The sequence below is a fragment of the Kocuria sp. GQ42 genome (assembly GCF_059758435.1).
Genome location: NZ_JCAXEN010000006.1, coordinates 131,408 through 155,298, shown reverse-complemented (window position 1 = coordinate 155,298; position 23,891 = coordinate 131,408). Strand labels below are relative to the sequence as shown.

Below are 23,891 nucleotides of genomic sequence, written 5' to 3'. Positions count from 1 at the left end.
ATGCATCCATAAAAGTCGTCGGCGGGCCGGCTTATTCCGGTGCCGCTGCGGCCGGGGTCCGGCTCACCGGGTGAGCCACTCCCAGGCGGTGTGCTTCTCGGGGCCGGGGACGCCGCTGACGATCCACGCGATGTCGTCGGTGGGGAGGGGGAACGGGGGCTCCCCCTCCTGGTCGGCGGGCTCGAGCTCGTCCACGTGCTCGAGGCTCCACAGCTCGGCGAACACCTGGGTGGGACCGCGCCGGTCCACCAGCCGCTCACGGACGTCCTCGGCGAGCTCGTCCAGGTGGTCCTGCAGGAACCCGGCGAGCTCCGCCGCGAACCCCTCCGTCCCCTCCTCCGCGGGGTCGATCTCCCACGTCTGCCGCACGACCGCCAGGACCTCGTCGTCGCCCAGGGGAGCGCCGTCCCGGCGGGGGTCGGGTGCCCCGGCCGGGGCCGGCTCGCCGGCGGCGACGGCCAGGAAGCGCTCCTGGAGGACGAACAGCGCGGCGACGGTCATCAGGTCGTGCACCCGCCGGCCGACGGCGTCGTCGTCGCCCTCCGGCCCGGCGGCCGCGCCGTCGAGGCCCTCCCAGGCGTGGCGCACCCAGGCGCGGACGCGGTCGGGCTCGCCCGAGCGGATCGAGGACGGGCGGATCGAGGACGGGCGCCACCCGGCCGTGGCCGCCCGCCACCGGTCGTCCAGGGCGGGGTCCCCCGGCACGACGGGCTCGGAGGGGCCGGGGCGGTCGGCGGGCGGGTGGCTGAACACGGTGCGGCTCCTGGGTCGGACGGACTTGGCGCGGGACGCGCGGCCCGGACCCAGCCTAGGACGTGTTCCGGCGGTCCCCGGGCCCCGTCCGCGGCGGACGGGGCCCGGGGCTTCGGCGACAGGTCAGCGACAGGTCAGCGGCAGGGCGGCATCACGGCTCGGGGTGCACCACCATGGCGGAGCCGCCGTAGCCGCGCTCGGTCTCGGCCGCCGCCTCGAAGCGGCCGTCGCCGAGGATCCGGATGGCGGAGGCGTTGCCGATCCAGCGGCGCGGGGGCGGGACCAGCTCGTGACCCAGATCGCTCAGCTGACGGCCGACCTCGGACTCGGCCAGGCCGAGGTCCACCTCCTCCGGCCCGTTGCGGGAGCTCAGCCGGGGCGCGGCCACGGCGTCGACGAGGGCGAGGTCCCGGTCGATGTGCCCGGTGAGGATCTGCGCCACGGTGGTGATGATCGTGGCACCGCCGGGGGTGCCCACCGACATCCACGGCTCCCCGTCCCGGAGCACGATCGTGGGGCTCATCGACGAGCGGGGCCGCTTGCCCGGGCCGGGCAGGTTCGGGTCCGGCACGCCCTCGGTGACGGGCGCGAAGTTGAAGTCGGTCAGCTCGTTGTTGAGCAGGAAGCCGTGGTCCGGGACCGTGATCCCGGAGCCGCCGGTCTGCTCGATGGTGAGGGTGTAGGAGACCACGTCGCCCCACCGGTCGGCCACGTTGAGGTGGGTGGTCGAGACGCCGCCGACGGGCTCGGGCTGACGGTCCCCGGGAGTCCCGCAGGCGGCGTAGTCCCCGTCCGGCTCGCCGAAGGGGATCGGGCGCTCCTGGGCCGCGGCGGGGTCGAAGAGGCAGGCGCGCTCGTCGGCGAACTCCTGGCTCGTGAGCTCCTCGACGGGCACGCCCTCCACGTCCCCGATCCACCGGTTGCGGTCGGCGAAGGCGGTAGCCGTGGCCTCCGAGAAGCGGTGCAGGTACTGGCTCTCGGAGACCTCGGAGAGGCCGGCCCCGGTGCGCTCGTCGTAGGCCTCCAGGAGGTTCAGGGTCTCGGCCACCGTGATGCCGCCGGAGCTGGGCAGGCCCATGCCGTAGACCTCCAGGCCGCGGTACTCGGTGGAGACCGGGTCCTTGAGCAGGGCCTCGTAGGACCCCACGTCCTCGAGGGTCAGCTCCCCGGGGAGCACCTCCACGCCCTCGGCGGTGGCGGGCTCCCGGCTCGCGTCGACGATCGCCGCCCCGATCGACCCGTCGTAGAAGGCGCCGGTGCCCTCGTGCCGGATGGTGCGGTAGGTGCGGGCGAGGTCGGGGTTGCGGAACACGGTGCCGACCGCGGGCGCCTCGCCGTCGCGCAGGAACAGCTCCGCGGTCTCGGGGAACCTCCCGAAGCGCTCGGCGTTCTGGGCGGTCTGCTCCTGGAAGTTCTCGTCCACCACGAAGCCGCGGGCGGCGATCCGCTCCGCGGGCCGCAGCAGCCGGTGCAGGTCCATCGTGCCGAACTCCTCGGCCGCGGTCTCCCACGTGGCCAGGGTGCCGGGCACGCCCACGGACTTCCCGGAGCTGACCACGGCGGCGAAGTCGAGGGGCTCGCCGTCCTCGCCCAGGAACTCGTCCTCCGTGAACGTGGCCGGGGCCGTCTCACGCCCGTCGATCGTGCGGACCTCGCCGGTCTCCGCGCTGTAGTGCACGAAGAACCCGCCGCCGCCGATGCCCGCGGAGTACGGCTCGGTGACGCCCAGGGCCGCGGCCACGGCCACGGCGGCGTCGGCGGCGTTGCCGCCCCGCTCGAGCACGTCGATGCCGACCTGGCTCGCGAGCGGGTCCACGGAGGAGACCGCGCCGCCGCCGCCGGTCATGACGGGGACCTTCGGCAGCTCGGCGGTGACCGGCGAGCCCCGGCCCCCGTGCTGCCGATCGTCGTGCGCGACGGCCGCGGAGCCGCCGAGAACGGTGCCGGAGACGCCGAGCGCTCCGGCCAGACCCAGTGCGAGGTACCTCAGGGATGCGCGCATGGGCTCAGCCTCGCACCGGCGCCTCGTTCCCACCAGGGCCGACGCCTAGATGTCGACCGGCGGCGCCGGGGTGCCCAGGCCCGGTGAGGACGCGATCAGCCGGTGCACCACCGACTCGGCGTCCGTCGAGGGGTTCCCGAAGCGGTGCATCGTCACGGACACGGCCTGCTCCGCGAGCAGCGGGAGCATCTCCACGCGGGAGGCGCCGACCACCGGCCCGGTGAGCAGCGCGACCTCGGGCCGCTCGGCGAGCGCCTCGGCCAGACCGGGCGCGGTGCCCACCACCCGGATCCGTCCGGACCCGCTCGGATCGGACCAGTCGGCGGCGACCCGGGCGAAGGCCTCGTCCCCGCAGGGGTCCAGCACCGAGCGGAAGAGCTCCTGCACCTCCGCGGGGACCTCCTCCGCGGGGACGAGGACCGCGCGGGCGCCGGAGCGCACGGCGGCGAGCCCCACCCGGATCACGTCCGTGAGCGGGGCGTCCTCGGCCGCGCGCACGACGACGTCGCGCGGGCGGTAGCGGAACAGGTTGGCCTCGGATTGCAGGCCGGTGGGGTCGTGGGCGCGGCCGAACTCCCGGTCCCACCACACCTGGTCCTGCTCGGCGCAGGCCGTCAGCCAGGCGGCGTCCGGCTCGGGCACGAGGGGGCGGAGCTCCGCGAGGTGGTGGGCGACGGGCGCGGAGAGCTCGGTGCCGGCCTGCTCGGCCGGGACCTCCCCGAAGGGGGCCTTCTGCCACGAGCCGAGCTGGACCAGGTAGTTCGGTCCGCCGGCCTTGGCGCCCAGGCCCACCGAGGACCGCTTCCAGCCGCCGAAGGGCTGGCGCTGGACGATCGCCCCGGTGATGCCGCGGTTGACGTAGAGGTTGCCCGCCGCGACGAGCTCCACCCACGTGCTGACCTCGTCGGGGTCCAGGGAGTGCAGCCCGGCGGTCAGCCCGTACTCGACGGCGTTCTGCAGCTCGATCGCCTCCTGCAGGTCCGCGGCCTCCATCAGTCCCAGGACGGGGCCGAAGCACTCGGTGCGGTGGAAGAAGGAGCCGGGGGCCACCCCCGTTCTGATCCCGGGCCGCCACAGCCGCCCGGTGTCGTCGAGCTGCCGCGGCTCGAGCAGCCACTGCTCCCCCGGGTCGAGGCGGGTCAGGGCGCGGTGCAGCTTGTCACCGGGTTCGGCGATCACCGGGCCCACCGAGGCCTGCAGGTTCTGCGGCCAGTCCACGACCATCGAGGACGCGGCGTCCAGCAGCTGCCGGCGGAACCGCTCGGACCGCGCCACGCTGCCCACGAGGATCCCGAGGGAGGCCGCCGAGCACTTCTGCCCGGCGTGGCCGAACGCGCTGGTCACGAGGTCCCACACGGCCCGGTCCCGGTCCGCACCGGGAGTGATGACCAGGGCGTTCTTGCCCGAGGTCTCCGCGGTCATCGGCCGCCCCGCCCGCCAGGACTGGAAGAGCCGGGCCGTCTCGTAGGCGCCGGTGAGGACGATGCGGTCCACCCCGGGGTGGGAGACGAGGGCCTGCCCCACCTCCCCCTCCACGGAGTCGACGAGCTGGAGCACGTCCCGTGGCACGCCGGCCTCCCACAGCGCCTCGACCACGGCGGCCGAGCAGCGCCGGGCCTCCGGAGCGGGCTTGTGCAGCACGGCGGCGCCGGCGGCCAGGGCCGCGACCGTGGAGCCGGTGGGGATCGCCAGCGGGAAGTTCCACGGCGGGGTGACCAGCACGAGCCGGTCCGGGACGAACCGGGCGCCGTCCACGGTCTCGAGCTCGAGGGCGCGGCGGGCGTACCAGCGGCAGAAGTCGATCGCCTCCGAGACCTCCGGGTCCGACTGGCCCAGGGTCTTGCCCGCCTCCGCGCCGGCCACGGCCAGCAGGTGCCCGCGGCGGGCGGCCAGGACGTCGGCCGCCCGGTTGAGGACCTCCGCCCGCTCGCGGGCGCCGCGGCCGTGCCATCCCTCGGCGGCGTCCCGTCCCGTGCGCACGAGCCGCTCGACGTCCTGCGCGCCGACGGGGTCGGGCACGGCCAGGGCCTCGTACCAGGAGCGGTCCGTGATCCGGGCCGCGATCCCGTCCGTCCACGCCTGGTTCGCGGGGACGGAGACGTCGGTGTCCGGCTCGTTGCGGAAGGGCTCCTCCAGCGGCAGGTGCGCGGACCCGGCGCCGGGCGCGGTGCGGTCCTGGACGCGGGCGGGGGCCGGGGCGGTGTCCTGCCGCGGGTCCAGCGCCTCGAGGGCGGCCCGGAAGCGCTGCTCCTCCCGCGCGAAGACCTCGTTGTCCGGGGCCAGCTCGAAGATCCCGGACATGAAGTTCTCGTGCGAGGCGTTCTCCTCGAGCCGGCGCACGAGGTAGGACACGGCCACGTCGAACTCGGCCGGGCGCACGGCGGGCACGTAGAGCAGCAGCTGCCCGACGTCGGCGCTCACGGCCCTCGCCTGCTCGACCGCCATGCCCTGGAGCATCTCGAACTCGATCCGCTCCGTCACGCCGCGGCGCTCGGCGAGCAGGTGGGCGAAGGCGATGTCGAAGAGGTTGTGCCCGGCCACCCCCAGCCGCAGCCCCGTCATCCGGCCGGGCACGAACAGCCAGTCGAGGACCCGCTTGTAGTTGGTGTCGGTCTCCTGCTTGCTGCTCCACGTGGCCAGGGGCCAGCCGTGGAGCTCGGCGTCCACGCGCTCCATGGGGAGGTTCGCGCCCTTCACGAGCCGCACCTTGATCCCCGCGCCCCCGCCCTCGACCCGCGCGGCGGACCACGCCGAGAGCCGCCGCACCACCGCGAGCGCGTCCGGCAGGTAGGCCTGGACCACGATCCCCGCCTCGAGGCCCCGCAGCTCCGGGTGCTCCAGGAGACGGGTGAACACCTCGGTGGTCAGGTGCAGGTCGGAGTAGACCTCCATGTCGAGGTTGATGAACTTGCTCCCGGCCGGGGCCTGGGCGGCGGCGCGGTAGACGGGCAGCAGCCGCTCGACGACCTTCGCCACGGTCCCCTCGAAGCCCCAGTGGGACAGCTGCGGGACCACGGAGGAGACCTTGACGGACACGTAGTCGACGTCGTCCCGGTCCAGCAGCGCCGCGGCGTCGGCGAGGTGCTTGTCCGCCTCCTCCACGCCGAGGACCTCCTCGCCCAGCAGGTTGATGTTGAGCCGGTGGCCCTGGGCCGTCAGCTTCTTCACGGCCTGCCCGAACGGCCGGGGGCGGGCGTCGACGATCATGTGGCCCACGAGCTGGCGGAGCCGGGTGCGGGCGGCGGGGACGACCACCTGGGGCGCCGAGGCCGAGAGCGCGGCCCCGAGCCGGATCTGGGCGCGGTCCGCCGCGGACATGGTGCGGGGCACGATCTCGGCGAGCGCGTGCAGGGCCCGCCCGGCGGCCCGCACGTCCTCGGTGCGCACCACCCGGTCCACGAAGCCGACGGTGAACTCGAGCCCGTGCGGGTCCTGGAGGACGGTGGCGAGCCGGTCGGCGGCGCCGTCGCGGTGCCGGCGGCCCTCGGCGGCGCGCACGAGCCACTCGCGGACCAGGGCGACGGCCTCGTCGGCCAGGGCACGGGAGTCGGGGACGGACGGGGCGTCGGCGGTCATGGCGGCACTCTCCTGGAGGCTCCGCCCGGCAGCGGTGCCGAGGCACTCCCTCGGCCGCCGGCCGCGTCCACCGGGCGTCACGGTGGCCGGTGAGTCCACGCTACGGCCGGAGCGGCCGGGGCGGAAGAGCCCTAACCGCCCGCCTGCCGCAGGATGTCCGTGGCGAGCCGGCCCAGGACGGCCTTGTGCGGGGCGAGCATGGCGTACCAGTATGCCCGGCCGGCCGGGCCCGACGGGCGGAACACCGTGGTCTGGCGGTAGACGAGCGTGCCGTCCGGTCCCGGTTCCAGGCAGATGTCCAGCCAGGCGTCCCCCGGCATCCGCACGATGGACCGCAGCCGCAGCCGCCGCGGCGGCTCGAGGGCCTCGACCGTCCACCAGTCCAGGCGCTCCCCGGCCGCCAGGCGGTTCGGGTGCTCGCGATGGCGCAGCCGCCCGGGCGGGAGGTTCAGCCGGTTGGCCGTGGCGCGGGCGGCCCAGAGGCGGTCGGTGCTGTACCAGCCGCGCTCGCCGCCGATGCCCTCGACGACCGCCCAGACCGCGTCCCGGTCCGCCGTGGTGGTGCGCTCCACGGTGTCGACGTAGAAACCCCGCGTCTGTGCCATGCCCCTATCCAAGCACGCGCTCCGGGCCCGGACGAGAGGCCGGGCCCGCGGGTCTCAGGCCGGGCGGATCCCGAACCGTGCGAGGTGCTCCAGCAGGCCGTCGGTGGTCTCGAGCCCCGGCAGCTCCGCCGGGGCCACCCAGCGCACGGCGTCTGCGTCGTCGCCGGGGCGCAGCACACCGCCGAGGTAGGTCGCGGCGACGTCGTGCACCTCGTACACGAGGTCTGGTCCCCCGGGGACGTGCACCACTCCCAGCTCGCGCTCCGCGCGGACTCGGGCGCCGGTCTCCTCGAAGGCCTCCCGGACGGCGGCCTCGGCCACGGTCTCGCCCGGCTCCAGCTTGCCGCCCGGCACGCTCCAGCGCCCGCGCTGGGGCTCCCGGCCCCGGCGGACCAGCAGCAGCCGGCCGTCCTCCCCGACGACCACCGCCGCGGCGGCCCGGACGATGCGCATGCCCCGAGCCTATCGACGGCCCGGGCCGGGCGGTCCCGGGCTGGGCCGCCCCGGACCCGGTCCGGGTCCGGACTGCCCCGGCGGGGGCGCGAGTAGAGTGCGAGTGCCGCCCGGCACACCGCCGATCCACCGGAAGGGCCCCCCGTGACCGACTCCGTCCTGTCCCGCCTGCACGACCCCGCCCGGAAGGGCTTCGCCAGCGACAACCACGCGGGCGTCCACCCCGAGGTGCTCCAGGCCCTGGCGACCGCCAACGGCGGTCACGTGGGGGCCTACGGCGCGGACCCCTACACCGAGGCGCTGCAGGACGTGGTCCGCCGGCACTTCGGCGAGCAGGCGGAGTGCTATCCCCTGTTCAACGGCACGGGGGCGAACGTCGTGGCGCTCGCGGCGATGACCGACCGCTGGGACGCCGCGATCTGCACCGCCACGGCCCACGCGCACGTGGACGAGTGCGGCGCCCCTGAGAAGGTCGCGGGCGTGAAGATGCTGGCGGTGCCCACCCCGGATGGGAAGCTCACCCCGGAGCTGATCGACCGGGAGGCGCACGGCTTCGGCTTCGAGCACCACGCCCAGCCCCGCGTCGTCACCGTCACCCAGTCCACCGAGCTCGGCACGGTCTACACGCCCGAGGAGCTGCGGGCGGTCTGCGAGCACGCGCACGGCCTGGGCCTGACGGTCCACCTGGACGGCGCCCGTCTCGCCAACGCCGCCGCCGCCCTGGACGTCCCGCTGCGGGCGCTGACCACCGACGCGGGCGTGGACGTGGTCTCGTGGGGCGGGACCAAGAACGGTCTGATGGGCGCGGAGGCCGTCGTGGTGCTCACCCCGGACGCCGTGCGCCAGCCCCGGTTCGTGCGCAAGCTCTCGACCCAGCTGGCCTCGAAGATGCGCTTCGTGTCCGCGCAGCTGCTGGCGTTGCACACGGGGGACCTGTGGTTCGAGGCGGCCCGCCGCGCCAACGCGATGGCCGGGCGGCTGGCGGCCGGGATCGCAGAGGTCCCCGGCGCCCGGGTGACGCAGACCCCCCAGGCCAATGCGGTCTTCGCCGTGCTCCCGGCGGGGACCACCACCCGGCTGCAGGAGCGCTGGCCGTTCTACGTGTGGGACCCGGCCGTCGGCGAGGTCCGCCTGATGTGCTCGTGGGACACCACCGAGGAGGACGTGGACGGGTTCGTGGCGGCGCTGCGGGAGGACCTGGTCGCCGCCGCCCGCTGACCGGGCGCCGCTCGCGCGACCGCGGGGTGCCGCCGCCCGGGCTCCCCGGGTGCGGCGCAGGCCCCGCGGCACGGGCCCGGCGCGTCAGGCGATCCCGGTGATGATGTCGTCCACGACCCGCTCCGCCCAGCGGTCGATCCGGTCGGAGCTCTGCCCGCGCAGGGGGCCGTGGACCACCAGCTCCGCGAAGCCGTGCACGGCGCTCCAGCAGGCCCACTCCGCGCCGTCCCGCCGCTCGCGCGAGAGCGCGCCTGCCTCGACCATGCCGTCGAGCGCCTCCACCAGCAGCGCGAACGGCGGCGGCAGGGGGTCGTGGGGGTCGTGGAGCACGTCGCCCGGCCCGAAGAAGGCCGTCGCGAACCACCCCGGCTCGGCCACGGCGAAGGCGATGTAGCCGAGCCCCACCCCGCGCAGCCGGAGCCGCGCCCGGTCCTGCGGATCGAGATCCCCCGCCACGGGCATCCGTGCCCGCATCTGCTCGGCCATCCGGTCCTGGATCTCGCGCGCGACCGCCGCCAGGAGGGCCTGCCGGTCCGCGAAGTGCCGGTACGCGGCGTTCGGCGAGACCCCCACCTGCCGGGTGACCTCGCGCAGCCCCAGGGCCGCCGCCGCCCGCGCCCGCGTCGCGGTGAGGCCGGCGTCCACCAGGGCTCTGCGGAGATCGCCGTGGTGGTAGGAATCCCGTGTGCGCGGCACTCTTGACCCTTCTCCCGGTGGGTGTGTACGGTGTCCACACTCTACGTGTTCACGGTGTCCACTTGGTGGCGGCACGCCATCCGGGCACGGACGGAGGAGTCCCGGCATGCGGTCCCTGGTCGTCACCCGGAACAGCCCCCTCGACGGCGCGGTCGAGATGCTCGACGCGCCGTCGTTCGGGTCCGGGGTCACCTGCGCCGCCCACCAGCCGGCCTGAGGCCGGACCCGAGGAGGAGCTGCCATGACCAGCACAGGACGGCCCCGTGTCGTCGACCAGGAGACCTGGCAGCGGGAGCTCGACGCGCTGCGCGTCCGGGAGAAGGCCGCCACCCGGGAGCTGGACGCGATCGCGGCGCAGCGCCGCCGGCTGCCCATGGTGGAGCTGCCGGACTACACGCTGGAGGGCGAGGACGGGCCGGTGCGGCTCGTCGACGTCTTCGACGGGAGGCGGCAGCTCATCACCTACCACCACATGTGGTTCCCCGGCGAGACCTGGCAGTGCGGAGGGTGCACGAGCTTCACCTCGCAGTTCACCCGCCTTGACTTCCTCGACCGCTACGACGCCCGGTTCGTGGTCGTGACCCAGGGCCCGATCGACGAGGCGCTCGCCTACCGCCGCCGCGTCGGCAACCGCATGACCTGGTACTCCACCGCCGGCAGCCCGTTCGGCGCCGACGTCGGGGCTCCTCCGGGCGGAGAGTTCGCCCTGAACGTGTTCTTCCGGGACGGGGACACCGTCCACCGCACCTGGCACAGCAGCGGCCGCGGTGTCGAACAGGTCAGCCACACCTTCCCGCTCATCGACCTGCTGCCCTGGGGGCGCCAGGAGGAGTGGCAGGACTCCCCCGAGGGCTGGCCGCAGTCGCCCACCTTCAGCGGGTGGCTCGGCTCCGAGGAGGTCGCCGCCCTCTACGGCGAAGAGCCCGTGAACCGCCCTGCCGCCCCCGCCGGCTGACCACGGGGAGCCCGGCTGACCACGTCACGGCGGGGTCACACCGGGGTGACGTAGGCCCCGGAGATCCCCCCGTCCACCAGGAACGTGGCGGCGTTGACGAACGAGGCGTCGTCGCTGGCCAGGAACGCGACCGCCGCGGCGATCTCCTCCGGCTCCGCGAAGCGCCCGGCCGGCACGTGCACGAGCCGGCGCTGGGCCTGCTCGGGGTCCGCGGCGAACAGCTCCTGCAGCAGCGGCGTGTTGACCGGGCCCGGGCACAGCGCGTTGACCCGGATCCCCTCCCGGGCGAACTGCACGCCCAGCTCCCGGCTCATCGAGAGCACGCCGCCCTTCGAGGCGCTGTAGGAGATCTGCGAGGTGGCCGCGCCCATGACGGCCACGAAGGACGCGGTGTTGATGATCGAGCCCCTCCCCTGCTCGCGCATGTAGGGCAGCGCGTGCTTGCAGCAGTGGAACACACTGGTGAGGTTGACCTCCTGCACCCTCCGCCACGCGTCGATCCCGGTGTCCAGGATCGAGCCGTCGTCGGTCGGGTTGATTCCGGCGTTGTTGAAGGCGACGTCCACCGACCCGTAGGCCTCGTAGGTCGCCGCGTAGAGCGCGATCACGTCGGCCTCGTCCGCCACGTCGGTGCGCACGAACAGCCCCCCGACCTCCTCGGCGGCGGCCTCCCCGGCCGCGGGGTTCAGGTCCGCGACGACGACGTGCGCGCCCTCGGCGGCGAGGCGGCGGGCCGCGGCGAGACCGATGCCGCTGGCCCCTCCCGTGATGACGGCGCTGCGGCCGACCAGACGGCGGGCGTTGACCTCCATGGGTCCTCCTTCGGTGGTGGGGGTTCCCGTGGGACGGGACGAGTGGCGGTGCGGCGGCGTCAGTCGGTGGCGAGGAACACGTTCTTGGTCTCGGTGAACGCCTGCGGGGCGTCCGGGCCGAGCTCCCGGCCGAAGCCGGACTGCTTGAAGCCGCCGAAGGGCGTCCAGTAGCGCACCGAGGCGTGCGAGTTGACGGAGAGGTTCCCGGCGTCGACGGCGCGGGACACCCGCAGCGCGCGGCCGACGTCCCGGGTCCAGATGGACCCGGAGAGCCCGTACTCGGTGTCGTTGGCGATCCGGACGGCGTCCGCCTCGTCCTCGAACGGCACCACGGCGAGCACGGGGCCGAAGATCTCCTCCCGGAACACCCGGGAGTCCGGGGACGGGGTGAGCACGGTCGGCGGGAACCACCAGCCGGGGCCCTCGGGGGTGGTCCCGCGGAAGGCGACCCGGGCGTCGTCGTCGGCGAGGAAGCCGGCCACGGAGTCCCGGTGCGCGGCGGAGACCAGCGGGCCCATCCGCGTGCCCTCGTCCCACGGGTCCCCGCAGGCGAAGTCCCGCACGGCGGGCTCCAGCAGCTCCAGGAACCTCTCCAGCACGGAGCGCTGGACCAGCACGCGGGAACGGGCGCAGCAGTCCTGGCCCGCGTTGTCGAGGGCGCCGGCGGGGGCGGACGCGGCGGCCTGCTCCAGGTCGGCGTCCGCGAAGACGATGTTGGAGTTCTTCCCGCCCAGCTCGAGGGTCAGGCGCTTGACCTGTTCCGCGCAGCCGGCCATGATCCGCCGGCCCACCTCGGTGGAGCCGGTGAACACGACCTTGCGGACGGCGGGGTGGGTCACGAAGCGCTCCCCCACCACCGAGCCCCTGCCCGGCAGCACGGTGAGCACACCCTCGGGCAGCCCCGCCTCCAGCGCCAGCTCCCCGAGCCGGATCGCGGTCAGCGGGGTGAGCTCGGCCGGTTTGAGCACCACCGTGTTGCCGGCGGCGAGGGCCGGGGCGAAGCCCCACGCGGCGATCGGCATGGGGAAGTTCCACGGCACGATCACGCCCACCACGCCCAGGGGCTCGTGGAAGGTGAGGTTGACCCCGCCCTGCACGGGGATCTGCCGCCCCGAGAGCCGCTCGGGCGCCCCGGAGTAGTAGGTCAGCACGTCCCGGACGTTGCCCGCCTCCCATCGGGCGTTGCCGATGGGGTGCCCCGCGTTGCGGACCTCCAGGGCCGCGAGGTGCTCGAGGTCGGCGTCCACCGCGTCGGCGAAGCGGCGCAGCAGCCGGGCGCGGTCGGCGGGGGCGACGGTCCGCCAGGTCTCGAAGGCCCGCCGGGCCCGTTCGATCGCCGCGTCCGTCTGCTCCAGGGACGTCAGCTCGACGGTGCCGAAGACCTCCTCCGTGGCGGGGTCGATGATCTGCGTGGTGGTCATGGGATGCGGGTGTCCTCTCGCTGTGGGGCGTGCTCTGCCCGGCCGGTCCCCCCGGGGCTGTCGTGCCGGGCGCTGTCGTGCCGGGCGCGGTCCTGCGCGTAGCCGTGGGCCACGCGGACGAACCCCTCGAAGAGCCGGGAGTCCTTCCGGTTCTCCTCGGGGTGGAACTGCACGCCGAGCGTCCAGCCGCCCCCGGTGGTCTCCACGGCCTCGACCGTCCCGTCCTCGGCACGGGCGGTCACCACCAGGCCCTCGGCCACCGTCTCCAGGGCCTGGTGGTGGTAGCAGGGGGACCACGCCGTCTCGCCCAGCAGCTCGCGGCAGCGGCTGCCCGGCTCGGTGGCGAACTCGACCTCGCCGTACCGGCCCGGTCCGGGCTGGTAGCGCGCGGCGTTCTCGTTGACGTCCGGCAGGTGCTGGATCAGCGTGCCGCCGAGCGCCACGTTGAGGATCTGGGCGCCGCGGCAGATCGCGAACAGGGGCACCCCGCGCTCCAGGGCCGCCCGGGTCAGGGCGAGGTCGTGCTCGTCGCGGGAGGGCTGGGACGAGGTCAGCTCGTGCCGCTCGGCGCCGTAGAACCGCGGGTCCACGTCCACGCCGCCGATGACGACCAGCCCGTCCACGAGCTCGAGCACCCCCGGGTCCGTGCCCACCGGGGGCAGCAGCAGGGGCGTGCCCCCGGCCGCCGCGACGGCCTCCACGTAGGCGCCCGGCACGATCGCCGCCACGGAGTTCCAGACCCCCCAGGAGCCCTCCTGGTAGTAGGTGGTCAGGGCGATCCGCGGCCGGTACCCGGCGCCGCCCGGCTCAGAGGCGCTCGAAGCCACGGCGCAGCTCCCAGTCGGTGACGGCGGCCTCGAAGGCCGCCAGCTCCACGTCGGCGTAGTGCACGTAGTGCTCGACGACGTCCTCGCCGAACAGCTCCCGCGCGAGCTCCGAGCCGGCCAGCAGGTCCCGGGCCTCGCGCATGGTCGAGGGCACCACGGGGGCGTCGGACTCGTAGGCGTTGCCCTCGGTCATCGGCTCCAGCTCGAGCTCCTGCTCCACGCCGTGCAGCCCGGAGGCCAGCATCGCGGCCAGCGCCAGGTACGGGTTCACGTCCCCGCCGGGGAGCCGGTTCTCCATCCGGGCGGACTGCCCGCTGCCCACGAGGCGCACGGCGCAGGACCGGTTGTCCACGCCCCAGGCCACCGAGGTGGGGGCGAAGCTGCCCTCGACGAAGCGCTTGTACGAGTTGATGGTGGGGGCGTAGAACAGCGTGAACTCGCGCATGGTCCGCAGCACCCCGGCGATGAAGTGCTCGTAGGTGCGGGACCGGGCGTTCCGCTCGCGGTCCCAGAAGACCAGTTCGCCGTCCGGCCCGCGCAGGGACATGTGGATGTGGCAGGAGCTGCCCTCGCGCTCGTTGGGCTTGGCCATGAAGGTGATGGACTTCCCCTGCTGATGGGCGATCTGCTTCGAGGCCAGCTTGTAGACCACGTGGTTGTCCGCGGTGACCATGCCCTCGTCGTAGCGGAACGCGATCTCGTGCTGGCCCAGGTTGCACTCGCCCTTCGCGGACTCCACGGTCAGCCCGGCCGCGTACATGGCGTTGCGGATCTCCCGCAGCAGCGGCTCGACCCGCTGGGAGCCCAGCACGGAGTAGTCCACGTTGTACTGGTTGGCCGGGACCAGGTTCCGGTAGCCGGCGTCCCAGGCGTCCTCGTAGCTCGTGTTGTAGACGCAGAACTCCAGCTCGGTGCCGGTGACCATGGTGAAGCCCATGTCCCGGGCGCGGTCGAGCTGGCGGCGGAGCATGGACCGCGGCGACATCGGGATGGGCTGCCCGCCGTGGCCGGTGAGGTCGCACTGGATGAGGACCTGGCCGGGGTTGTGCGGCATCAGCCGGATCGTGTCGAGGTCCATGGCGAACTCCATGTCCCCGTAGCCCGAGGACCAGCTGCTGATCGAGTACCCGCTCACGGTGTTCATCTCCGTGTCCACGGCCAGCAGGTAGTTGCAGCCCTCGGCGCCCTCGTCGAGCACCGAGTCGAGGAAGAACTGCGCGTGGTTGAGCTTGCCCTGGAGCCGGCCCTGCATGTCGGTGAAGGCCAGGACCACGGTGTCCACGAGCCCGTCGGCCACGTGCTGCCGCAGCTGCTCGACGGTGAGCATCCGGTCGTTGCGCGGGTGCTGGGGAGTCTCGGTCATGGGTCCGGTCCTTCGTCGCTGGGATCGCTGGGGTGCTGGGGTGCTGGGGTCACTGGGCGGGGAGTCGGGCGGGGCGGGGTCAGTGCAGGTCCGCCTCGGCGGTGCGGATCTGCGCGAACTCCTCCTCGGGGGCGTGGCCCACGAGGCGGTGGCGGCTGTAGAACCAGTAGTAGGCGAGGAAGACGACGAACACGAGGGCGGTGATGGACGCGGCGAGCACGTCGACCAGGAACGTGGCGACCACGGCCACGAGCGCCAGTACCAGGGCGATGCCGGTGGTGACCACGCCGCCCGGGGTGCGGTAGCCGCGCGGGAGGTCCGGCTCGCGCAGCCGCAGCACGATGTGGGAGAGGTTCAGCAGCACGTAGGAGACGGTGGCGCCGAAGACCGCGATGTTGATGAGCAGTCCGCCGTCGCCGGTCACGGCGGCGAGCACGAAGCCCACGGTGCCGGGCACGATGAGGGCGACCCACGGGGTCCGGCGCTTGCCGGTCAGCGAGAGGAACCGGGGCAGGTACCCCGCCCGGGAGAGCGCGAACAGCTGCCGGGAGTAGGCGAACATGATGGAGAAGAAGCTCGCGACCAGCCCGGCCAGGCCCGCGTAGTTGACGATGTCGGCCATGACGCTGTCCGCCCCGGCGACCGTGCGGATGGCCTCCGGCAGCGGGTTGTCCGAGGTGCTCATCGCCTCCGACCCGGCCGCCCCGGGCACCAGGACCAGCATGAGCGCCCCGGAGACCAGCAGGAAGGCCATGGCCACGATGATCCCGCGCGGCATGTCCCGGCGGGGGTCGGCGGTCTCCTCGGCGGCCAGCGGCACGCCCTCGATCGCCAGGAAGAACCAGATCCCGTAGACCAGGGCCGCCATCGCCCCCGCGTAGCCCATGGGCAGGAACGCGCTCGCCCCCACGGCGTCGTTCGGGACGATGTCGAAGAGGTTGGCGGCGTCGAAGTGCGGCACGAGCGCGACAACGGTCACCCCCAGCGCGAGGACCGCGACCACGGTGATCCCGAACATCAGCTTGAGCGCCTCGCCCACCCCGTACATGTGGATGCCCATGAACACCAGGTAGGTCACGAGGTACACGGGCCAGGAGTTGGTGATCCCGAACAGGCCCAGCGCCTCGATGTAGCCGCCGATGAACGTGGCGATCGCCGCCGGGGCCACGGCGTACTCGATGAGCACGGCCATCCCGGTGGCGAAGCCGCCGAGGGGGCCGAGGGCCCGGCGGGCGAACCCGTACCCGGCGCCCGCCGTGGGGAGGGTCGAGGAGAGCTCGGCGAGGCCGAAGACCATGCAGGTGTACATGATGCCCATGAGCACGAAGGCGATGAGCAGCCCGCCCCACCCTCCCTCGGAGAGCCCGATGTTCCAGCCGGAGAAGTCCCCGGAGATGACGTAGGCGATGCCCAGGCCCGCGAGCAGGACCCACCCGGCGGCCCCGGAGCGGAGCTGGCGGTGCTGGAAGTACTCGTCGGTGCGGGTGGGCTGTGCTGGGGATTCGGGCATGGGACGATCCCTCCGGGATTCCACAAAGGTCTGAAAACAGACGTTTGGCGCGAGTGGTCACAGTCTGTGGGCTGCCCCGTGCCCCGTCAAGACCCCGCGGCGGGCGCACGGGCGGCCGCCGGGCCGGGCACGGGACCGCGTCGCGGTGGAGCCGGCCCCCCGGATGCCGCAGAATGGTGGGCATGAACCAGACCACGTCCTCAGCCACTGACCGCCCCGGCCGCGCCCGCTCCTGGGCCCTCATCGCCATCACGGCGGGCTTCCTCGTCTCCGCCGCCCTGATCATCGCGGTGGGCGTGGTCGCCATCGATCTCACCCACTAGGACCTCGGCCGGCCGTCCCGGCCGGAGGCAGCGGCGCGCCGTCCGGACCGGGCGGCGCGCCGCTGCTGCTCGTGGCCCCGCCCGGCGCGGTGGTCGGGGTCCCGCCGGAGGCGGTCCCCGGGGACCGTGACACCATGGGCGCACGTCGCACCGCAGGGAGGAGCGCCACCGTGAGCGATCCCGTCCAGCACCCCCGCATCCGGCCCGTGCGCCAGGGCAACGCCTTCGAGGAGGCCGTGGAGCGGATCCTCGACTCGATCCGGCTCGGCCTGTTCCGCCGGGGCGAGCGGCTCCCGCCCGAGCGGGAGACCGCGGCGATGCTCGGCATCTCCCGCGCCACGCTCCGCGAGGCCCTGCACGAGCTCCAGGTCGCCGGGGTGCTGGAGGTGGTGCGGGGCCGGTACGGCGGGACCTTCGTGACCGGTCGCACCGCCCTGCCGGACGAGGCCCTCCCCCCGGTGGACCCCGCGGACGTCGAGGACGTGCTCGTGTTCCGCGCGGTGGTCGAGCCCGCCGCGGCGGAGCTGGCCGCGGCGGCGTCCCTCAGCGCGGCCGCCCGGGAGCACCTGCTCGCGTGCCTGCGGCAGGTCGAGGAGAGCGTCCCGGAGGACTACCGCCCCGCCGACGCACGCTTCCACATCGCGGTGGCCGAGCTGGGCGGCTGTCCCAGCCTGGTCCGCGCCGTCGCGGAGGTGCGCTCGCGGGCCAGCGACCTGCTGGACCGGATCCCCCTCCTGCCGGTCAACCTCGAGCACTCCGACCGTCAGCACCGCGAGCTCACCGACGCCGTCCTGGCCGGTGACGCCCCCGCCGCCCGGGCCGCCTCCCTCGCGCACCTGGAGGGCACGGCCGCGCTGTTGCGCGGTTTCCTCGGGCACGCCGGGCAGTCCGACGACGCCCCCGGGGACGACCGCGGCCCGGTGTGACCCGCCGCCGTGCGAAGAACGGGCCGGCCTCCGCGACCGGTGCTTATACTCGTCCGCAGTGACACGGGGTGCCGGCGCCGCACGACGAGCCGGCTGAGATGACACCCGTCGAACCTGATCCAGTTAGGACTGGCGAAGGGATGTCCTGCCGGGACCGGCCGTGGCCGGCCCGCGTCTCCTCGCCCTGACCCCAGGGAGACCCATGCAGATCGCAGAACAGATCGTCCTCGTCACCGGCGGAGCACGAGGGCTGGGCCGCAGCGTCGTCGAGGCCTTCGCCGCCCAGGGCGCGAGGGTCGTGGTCAACTACCGCGCGTCCCGGACGGCCGCGGAGGAGCTCGTCGACCGGTACGGCCACGAACGGGCGGTGGCCCTGCCCGCCGACGTGACCGACCCCGCGCAAGTGGCCGAGATGCTGCGCGCGGCCCGGGAGCACTTCGGCTCCCCCGTCACCACCGTGGTCAACAACGCGCTGGCGGACTTCTCCTTCAACGGCGACGCCCGCTCCTCCGCGGAGGACATCCGCTGGGAGGAGTTCCACGCCCAGTTCGCCGGCAGCGTCCGCGGGGCGCTCAACACCGTGCAGCAGGCCCTGCCCGGCATGCGGGAGCGGGGTTTCGGCCGGGTCGTCAACGTCGGCACCAACCTGTTCCAGAACCCCGTGGTCCCGTACCACGACTACACGGCGGCGAAGGCCGCGCTGCTGTCCCTGACCCGCACCCTCGCCAAGGACCTCGGCGAGCACAACGTCACGGTCAACATGGTCTCCGGAGGTCTGCTGCGCACCACCGACGCGAGCGCCGCCACCCCGGACGAGGTCTTCGACTACATCGCCTCCGCCACGCCCCTGGGCCGGGTCACCACCCCGGCCGAGTTCGCCGACGCCATGCTGTTCTTCGCCTCGCCGTGGGCGCGCTCGGTCACCGGGCAGAACCTGGTGGTCGACGGCGGGCTGGTCCTCGACTGATGGGGGCCGCCGTGATCGCGCCGCGACAGCTGCACCTCAACGCCTTCCTCTTCGGCGCGGGCCACCACCAGGCGGCCTGGCGGCACCCGGACTCCCCGCTGGAGCGGCTCGGGGACATCGCCCACTGGGAGCGCCTCGCCCGCACCGCCGAGCGCGGCCTCCTCGACGCCGTGTTCTTCGCCGACGGGCACAGCGCCGGTGACGTGGCGGACGGACCCCGGTGGTTCCTCGAACCGCTCACGGCCCTGTCCGCGATGGCGCGGGCCACGGAGCGGATCGGGCTGGTCAGCACGGTCTCGACGACCTTCTGGACACCGTTCCACGCCGCCCGCCTGCTGGCCTCGCTCGACCACATCAGCCGCGGGCGGGCCGGCTGGAACGTGGTCACCTCCATGTTCGACGCCGAGGCGCGCAACCACGGCCTCCCGGGAATGCCACCGCACGCTCAGCGCTACGCGCGGGCGGCAGAGTTCATCGACGTGACCCATCGGCTGTGGGACTCGTGGTCCGACGACGCCCTGGTCGGCGACCGGCAGGGCCTGCACGCCGACCCCGAGCGGGTGCGCCGGATCGACCACGCCGGCGAGCACTTCCGCGTGGACGGCCCGCTGACCGTGCCGCGCCCGCCCCAGGGGCGTCCGGTCCTGTTCCAGGCGGGCGCCTCCGGGCCGGGCCGGGACCTGGCCGCCCGGCACGCCGAAGGGGTCTACGCCGTGGCCTACGACCTCGAGAGCGCGCGGGAGTACCGCGCCGATCTGAGGCAGCGCATCACCGCGGCCGGACGGGACCCGGAGGGCGTGGTCGTCATGCCCGGCCTGGTCGCCTACGTGGGCTCCACGGAGGAGGAGGCCCGGGCCAAGCGGGCGGAGGTGGACGCCCTGCTGCCCTCGGAGCAGTCCCTGACCCAGCTGTCCGCCTTCGTCCAGCAGGACTGCAGCGCCTGGGAGCTGGACGCCCCGGTCCCGGAGCTGCCGCCGCTCGAGGGCTTCACCGGACCCGAGGGCCGGTACGCCACGATCCTGCGGATCGTGGCGGTCGAGCGGCCCACGGTGCGGCAGCTGCTGGGCCGGCTGGCCGCCGGGGGCGGGCACTGCACGGTGGTCGGCACCCCGGAGGCCGTCGCGGACCGGATGGAGCGCTGGTTCCGCTCGGGCGCGGCCGACGGCTTCAACCTCATGCCGCCCCGGCTGCCGGACTCCCTCGACGACTTCGTGGACCACGTGGTCCCCGTACTCCAGCGCCGAGGCCTCTTCCGCACCCGGTACACCTCGTCCACGCTGCGCGGGCACCTGGGGCTGCCGCGGCCCGGCGGCACTCAGTGACGTGCTGCGGCGCCTGTTGCGGCGGACGACCCCGACGCCCCGGGACGGTCGGTCAGCACGTCGTGGACCGGTCGGCGCAGGCTGTAGGGGAGCTTCGGACCGTGGCCCGCCTGTGTCCTGTCCGCCGGTCAGACGAACAGTGCGGTCACCCGCGTGAGGGTCATCGTCACTCCGTAGGCGAGCGGGACCCCGACGAGGACCCAGCCCAGTGCCAGTCGTGCACGGCTCATGTCATGCCTCCTTCGGGGAGAGCTCGGTGTCGGACGTGCGCGAGGACTCGGTGCCGGCCTTCCCGGAGGCCTCGGGGCCGGACGCCGCGGTCCGGCGCTCGGGCTCGTGGTACTTGGCGTCCACGGGCTTGACCAGGAGGTTGGCGACGAAGCCGACGACCAGCAGGCCGACCATGGTCAGCAGCGCCGGCTGGTACGCCTGCGCGGTGAGCTCCCCGGGGGTGCCCTGGGCGTCGAGGAACGCGTTGACGATGAGGGGTCCGGCGATGCCCGCGGCGGCCCACGCCGTGAGCAGGCGGCCGTGGATGGCCCCCACTTGGAAGGTCCCGAAGAGGTCCCGCAGATAGGCCGGCACCGTGGCGAAGCCGCCGCCGTAGAACGAGATGATGACGAAGGCCAGCAGCACGAACAGCAGCGTGGAGGTCGAGCCGAACAGCGCCAGCACGGTGTAGAGGACCGCCCCGACGCCGAGGTAGACCATGTAGATGCGCTTGCGGCCCAGGACGTCCGAGGTGGTGGACCACACGAAGCGCCCGCCCATGTTGCCGATGGACAGCAGGCCCACGAAACCGCCGGCCACGGCCGCCGTCACGAGGGAGGCGCCGTCCGCCTGGCGGAAGAAGTCCTGGATCATGGGGGCGGCCTGCTCGAGGATGCCGATGCCGGCCGTCACGTTGCAGAACAGCACGATCCACACCAGCCAGAACTGCCGGGTGCGGATGGCGTTGCGGGCCGAGACGTGGTTCTTGGTGACGAGGGCTTTCGACTCGACCTTCGAGGGGTCGAACCCCTCGGGCTTCCAGTCCTCGGCGGGAACCTTGATCGTGAACGCGCCGAAGAGCATGTAGGCGAGGTAGACGACGGCGAGGGTCAGGAACAGCTTGCCGACGGCGTCCCCGCTCGCCACCCAGCCCTCGGTACCGGAGTTCGGGTCGTAGAAGTTGAGCAGGGCCGCGGAGAGGGGGCTGGCGATCAGCGCGCCGCCGCCGAAGCCCATGATCGCCATGCCCGTGGCGAGGCCGGGGCGGTCGGGGAACCACTTGATCAGGGTGGAGACGGGCGAGATGTAGCCGATGCCCAGGCCGATGCCGCCGATGACCCCGTAGCCCAGGTAGACGAGCCAGAGCTGCTCGGTGAAGATGCCGAGCGCGCCGACCAGGAACCCGCCGGACCACAGCAGCGCCGCGGTGAACATGGCCCGGCGCGGCCCGCCGGTGTCCACCCACGTGCCGAAGACGGCGGCGGACAGGCCCAGCATGACGATGGCGATGGAGAAGATGACGCCGATCTGGGTCAGGCTCGCGTCGAAGTGCGCCACCAGCGCGTTCTTGTACACGCTGGTGGCGTAGGCCTGACCGATGCACAGGTGCACCGCGAGGGCGGCCGGCGGTATGAGCCAGCGGTTGAATCCCGGTGGTGCCACCGAGTGCTGCCGATCAAGCCATCCCATGCCCCGACTCCTCATCTGGTGCGGACACTGCGCGAAGGGCGCGTCCGGGACGGAATTCGCACGTCCCGGCCCGGCGCCCAAGGGTGAAGCATGTCACACGGACGGGAGAACTGGAAAGCAACCTGCCGACCGGCCGCGCCGGAGCGGGCCGCTCATCCTCCGCGCAGGGACCGCCACACACGCCGCCAGAAGGCGCGGAAGCCCTTCTCCGCCACGACCTGCTCGAGCCGTTCGATCTGCCGGGTCTGGGCGCGGACCACGTCCAGGAGCTCGTGCGCGAGCTCCTCGGCGGCGTCCAGCCTCCGGTGCAGGGCGCCGGCCTCCTCCGCCGCGGCCCGCCGCAGGTAGAGCGGCAGGCCGATCCCGTGCTCCGCGCTCCACCGCCTGAGGTGGCGCTCGCGCACCGCCGCCTCGCCCCGCGCCGCGGCGAACCCGTCGGTCCGGTCCAGCTGGGCGGTCGGGCGCGCGGGGAGCAGGCCCACGGTGAACGTCTCCAGGAAGCGGAGCACGAACTCCCAGCGCTCCGCGGCGCCGATGGTCTCGTCGTAGTCGCCCAGCACCCCGTGCACCGCGCGCCGGTACAGGAACGGCGCGTCGACCGCGGTGCGGTCGCCGTCCAGCACGTCGGTGAGGGTGAGTGCCTCCCGGTCCGTCCGCACGAGATCCCGTCCCGGCCGACCGGCCGGTACGTCTCGGCCGGCCCCGGGCGGGTTCTCGGTCGGCACCACGACCCCGTCGTCGGTCACGAGGGGATTCTCGAGGTGGGCCACAGCGCGCTGCAGGAGCTCGGGCGGCCAGGGCTCCGAGCCGTCGTGCAGGACGACGAGCTCCGACTCCCCTGCCCGCAGCCCACGGTTGGCAGCCGCCGCGGGACCGAGGGCCCTGCGGTGGTGGAGGACCGTCGCGCGCCCCGCGAGCTCGTCCCGGCGCGGCGCCAGGACCGCGTCCACCTCGGCGGGGTCCCCACCGTCGTCCACGAGGACCAGTCGCCAGTCGGTGAACGTCTGCGCCAGGAGGCCGTCGACGGCCCGGCCCAGGCGCGCCGGGGCGTCGTGGTGCCGCAGCAGGACCGCGACGGTGGGCCGCTCGGGCGGCACCGCGGGAACGGTGTACCGGCGGCGGAGGGCACGCACCACCGGGGCACCGACCCCGCGCGGCGCCGCCACCGTTCCCACCGCGGGCCGGGGATCCTGACCGCGGAGCGCCCCGGCCACGTCGTCCCACCACCGGGCCGCCGCTTCCCGGACCGCCGGCTCGGCGTCCGCCAGCGCGGCGCGCACCGCCCCCCGGTGCTCCACGGCCTCCGCCGCCCACTGCTGGAGGGCCGCGCGGGTGTCCCACGCCACGTCGCCGGGGGTGAGCAGCGCCGCCAGGGGAACGACGGCACCTTCCAGCCCCCAGCGGCTCAGCACGCAGTTCATGCCGTCCATGGAATATTTGTCCGGACCCACCGGGAGGACGACGGCCCGCGCCGCGAGGCCGAGGGCCGCCCCGCGGGAGCAGGTGGTCAGGACCCAGTCCGCCCGGAGCGCCTCCGCGTCGGCCTCTCCCGGATCCGCGCGCACCCGGTGGACGTCGTCCGGCAGCAGCGCGGCCACGTCCGCCGCGAACTCCTCGTCGGCCGGGGCGCCGCCGCATGTCAGGAGCGTGACCGCTGCGCCCGTCCGGTGCACCAGGGCGTCCAGCAGGGCGGCGAGCACCGGGGCGACCCGCTCCGGCGGTAAGGGACCGGCAGGCCGCCGCACCGCGGCAAGGATCCGCGGCGGCCCCGCGGGCACCCCCGGCTCCCGCGGCTCCTCCGCCGACCCGCCCAGCTCGTCCTGGCGCTCGGTCCGCCCGTCCGGGTCCGCCGACTCCGCGGCCGACCTGTCCCGCTCCTCCTGCTCACGCCCGGCCGGGGCGCTCCGCTCTCCTGGGCGACGTGTCGGCCCGTCCTGCTCGAGCGGTCGCGCCGGGGCGGCGGGACGCGGGAGGAGGAGCGCGTCCTCCCAGCCGACGCGCAGGCCGGGGTGCTCGGGGCACAGCCGGCGGGCCACCGCCAGGGACGTCTCGTCCCGCAGCCCCACGAGGGAGGCGACCGGGAGGAGCCGGCGCACGGCCTCCTCCGGGACGGCATCGGGGTCGAGGGCCAGGCCGGTGACGACGACCGGCCGGCCCGCCGCCGCAGCGGCCCTCGCCCGGTCGAACCAGAGGAGCAGCCCGGTGTCGTCCACGGGAGCATCCGACCCGAGACCGACCAGCAGGAGCGCCTCCGCCTCGGACCGCGGTGCGGGAACGCCGCCTGCGGGTCCGTGCTCCCGGAGACCCTCCTCCCCGGCGATCGTGAGCACCGGATCTGCCCCCGGATCGAGGAGCCGGGGGGCGAGGCCGCGCAGGGAGAGCTCCTCGAGGAGTCCGTGGAGCTCGCGAGCCGCTCCCAGCCTGAGGTCCTGCCCGCCCGATCCCGGGAGAACGTCGATGTGCATGACGGTACGGACCTTTC

The 23,891-nt window shown here is 74.2% G+C and carries 20 protein-coding genes and 1 riboswitch; of the genes, 6 read left to right on the top strand and 14 right to left on the bottom strand.

The window, feature by feature from the left end:
* Positions 1-63: 63 nt before the first annotated feature.
* From AC6CH6_RS13435 to AC6CH6_RS13415, 5 genes are all read right to left on the bottom strand, one after another.
* On the bottom strand, positions 64-753 hold the full coding sequence (locus AC6CH6_RS13435) for a hypothetical protein (RefSeq protein WP_498255506.1): 690 nt from the start codon (positions 751-753) through the stop codon (positions 64-66).
* Between the two features lie 151 nt (positions 754-904).
* On the bottom strand, positions 905-2,755 hold the full coding sequence (gene ggt, locus AC6CH6_RS13430) for a gamma-glutamyltransferase (protein ID WP_498255505.1): 1,851 nt from the start codon (positions 2,753-2,755) through the stop codon (positions 905-907).
* Between the two features lie 45 nt (positions 2,756-2,800).
* The gene (locus AC6CH6_RS13425) at positions 2,801-6,331 is read right to left on the bottom strand and encodes a proline dehydrogenase family protein (RefSeq protein ID WP_498255504.1); all 3,531 of its coding nucleotides are present in this window, start codon (positions 6,329-6,331) and stop codon (positions 2,801-2,803) included.
* A 131-nt stretch (positions 6,332-6,462) separates the two neighbouring features.
* Entirely contained in the window at positions 6,463-6,936 is a 474-nt protein-coding gene (locus AC6CH6_RS13420) for a DUF2867 domain-containing protein (protein ID WP_498255503.1), read from the bottom strand.
* 54 nt (positions 6,937-6,990) lie between these two features.
* Positions 6,991-7,389, bottom strand: a complete 399-nt coding sequence (locus AC6CH6_RS13415; RefSeq protein WP_498255502.1) for an NUDIX hydrolase — start codon at positions 7,387-7,389, stop codon at positions 6,991-6,993.
* A 144-nt stretch (positions 7,390-7,533) separates the two neighbouring features.
* On the opposite strand from AC6CH6_RS13415, the gene AC6CH6_RS13410 reads away from it, so the two are divergent.
* Positions 7,534-8,607: a threonine aldolase family protein gene (locus AC6CH6_RS13410; RefSeq protein ID WP_498255501.1), complete on the top strand. Its 1,074-nt coding sequence runs from the start codon at positions 7,534-7,536 to the stop codon at positions 8,605-8,607.
* 84 nt (positions 8,608-8,691) lie between these two features.
* Here the strand turns inward: AC6CH6_RS13410 and AC6CH6_RS13405 are convergent, their stop codons facing one another.
* Positions 8,692-9,303, bottom strand: coding sequence for a TetR/AcrR family transcriptional regulator (locus AC6CH6_RS13405; protein ID WP_498255500.1), 612 nt, complete (start codon positions 9,301-9,303; stop codon positions 8,692-8,694).
* A gap of 241 nt (positions 9,304-9,544) precedes the next feature.
* Here AC6CH6_RS13405 and AC6CH6_RS13400 point away from each other — a divergent pair, with 241 nt between their 5' ends.
* A complete protein-coding gene (locus AC6CH6_RS13400) occupies positions 9,545-10,258 on the top strand; it encodes a DUF899 domain-containing protein (RefSeq protein WP_498255499.1) in 714 nt (237 codons plus the stop codon).
* Positions 10,259-10,293: 35 nt separating this feature from the next.
* Here the strand turns inward: AC6CH6_RS13400 and AC6CH6_RS13395 are convergent, their stop codons facing one another.
* The 5 genes from AC6CH6_RS13395 to eat form a co-directional block, all read right to left on the bottom strand.
* Positions 10,294-11,070, bottom strand: coding sequence for a 3-oxoacyl-ACP reductase (locus tag AC6CH6_RS13395; RefSeq protein ID WP_498255498.1), 777 nt, complete (start codon positions 11,068-11,070; stop codon positions 10,294-10,296).
* Positions 11,071-11,129: 59 nt separating this feature from the next.
* Complete coding sequence (locus tag AC6CH6_RS13390; RefSeq protein WP_498255497.1) at positions 11,130-12,491, bottom strand: aldehyde dehydrogenase family protein; 1,362 nt, start codon at positions 12,489-12,491, stop codon at positions 11,130-11,132.
* Entirely contained in the window at positions 12,488-13,318 is an 831-nt protein-coding gene (locus AC6CH6_RS13385) for a gamma-glutamyl-gamma-aminobutyrate hydrolase family protein (RefSeq protein WP_498255496.1), read from the bottom strand. Before AC6CH6_RS13385 ends, AC6CH6_RS13390 begins: the two co-directional genes overlap by 4 nt.
* Positions 13,299-14,681: a glutamine synthetase family protein gene (locus AC6CH6_RS13380; RefSeq protein WP_498255495.1), complete on the bottom strand. Its 1,383-nt coding sequence runs from the start codon at positions 14,679-14,681 to the stop codon at positions 13,299-13,301. Before AC6CH6_RS13380 ends, AC6CH6_RS13385 begins: the two co-directional genes overlap by 20 nt.
* 79 nt (positions 14,682-14,760) lie before the next feature.
* Positions 14,761-16,191 (bottom strand): ethanolamine permease, encoded by a 1,431-nt coding sequence (gene eat / locus AC6CH6_RS13375; RefSeq protein WP_498255494.1) that lies wholly within the window; start codon positions 16,189-16,191, stop codon positions 14,761-14,763.
* Between the two features lie 182 nt (positions 16,192-16,373).
* Between eat and AC6CH6_RS13370 the strand changes: the two genes are divergently transcribed.
* From AC6CH6_RS13370 to AC6CH6_RS13355, 4 genes are all read left to right on the top strand, one after another.
* Positions 16,374-16,514, top strand: a complete 141-nt coding sequence (locus AC6CH6_RS13370) for a hypothetical protein (protein ID WP_154676740.1) — start codon at positions 16,374-16,376, stop codon at positions 16,512-16,514.
* Between the two features lie 170 nt (positions 16,515-16,684).
* Positions 16,685-17,440: a FadR/GntR family transcriptional regulator gene (locus AC6CH6_RS13365; protein WP_498255493.1), complete on the top strand. Its 756-nt coding sequence runs from the start codon at positions 16,685-16,687 to the stop codon at positions 17,438-17,440.
* Between the two features lie 54 nt (positions 17,441-17,494).
* Positions 17,495-17,598: riboswitch (TPP riboswitch) on the top strand.
* 44 nt (positions 17,599-17,642) lie between these two features.
* Positions 17,643-18,407, top strand: a complete 765-nt coding sequence (locus tag AC6CH6_RS13360) for a 3-oxoacyl-ACP reductase (RefSeq protein ID WP_498255492.1) — start codon at positions 17,643-17,645, stop codon at positions 18,405-18,407.
* Positions 18,407-19,729 (top strand): LLM class flavin-dependent oxidoreductase, encoded by a 1,323-nt coding sequence (locus tag AC6CH6_RS13355; protein WP_498255491.1) that lies wholly within the window; start codon positions 18,407-18,409, stop codon positions 19,727-19,729. Before AC6CH6_RS13360 ends, AC6CH6_RS13355 begins: the two co-directional genes overlap by 1 nt.
* Positions 19,730-19,857: 128 nt before the next feature.
* Here the strand turns inward: AC6CH6_RS13355 and AC6CH6_RS13350 are convergent, their stop codons facing one another.
* The 3 genes from AC6CH6_RS13350 to AC6CH6_RS13340 form a co-directional block, all read right to left on the bottom strand.
* The gene (locus tag AC6CH6_RS13350; RefSeq protein ID WP_017832964.1) at positions 19,858-19,959 is read right to left on the bottom strand and encodes an MFS transporter small subunit; all 102 of its coding nucleotides are present in this window, start codon (positions 19,957-19,959) and stop codon (positions 19,858-19,860) included.
* A 1-nt stretch (position 19,960) separates the two neighbouring features.
* Positions 19,961-21,409 carry an OFA family MFS transporter gene (locus AC6CH6_RS13345; RefSeq protein ID WP_498255490.1) on the bottom strand — a complete coding sequence of 483 codons (1,449 nt, stop codon included), beginning with the start codon at positions 21,407-21,409 and terminating at the stop codon, positions 19,961-19,963.
* 152 nt (positions 21,410-21,561) lie between these two features.
* The gene (locus AC6CH6_RS13340) at positions 21,562-23,874 is read right to left on the bottom strand and encodes a glycosyltransferase (RefSeq protein WP_498255489.1); all 2,313 of its coding nucleotides are present in this window, start codon (positions 23,872-23,874) and stop codon (positions 21,562-21,564) included.
* Between the last annotated feature and the right edge of the window lie 17 nt (positions 23,875-23,891).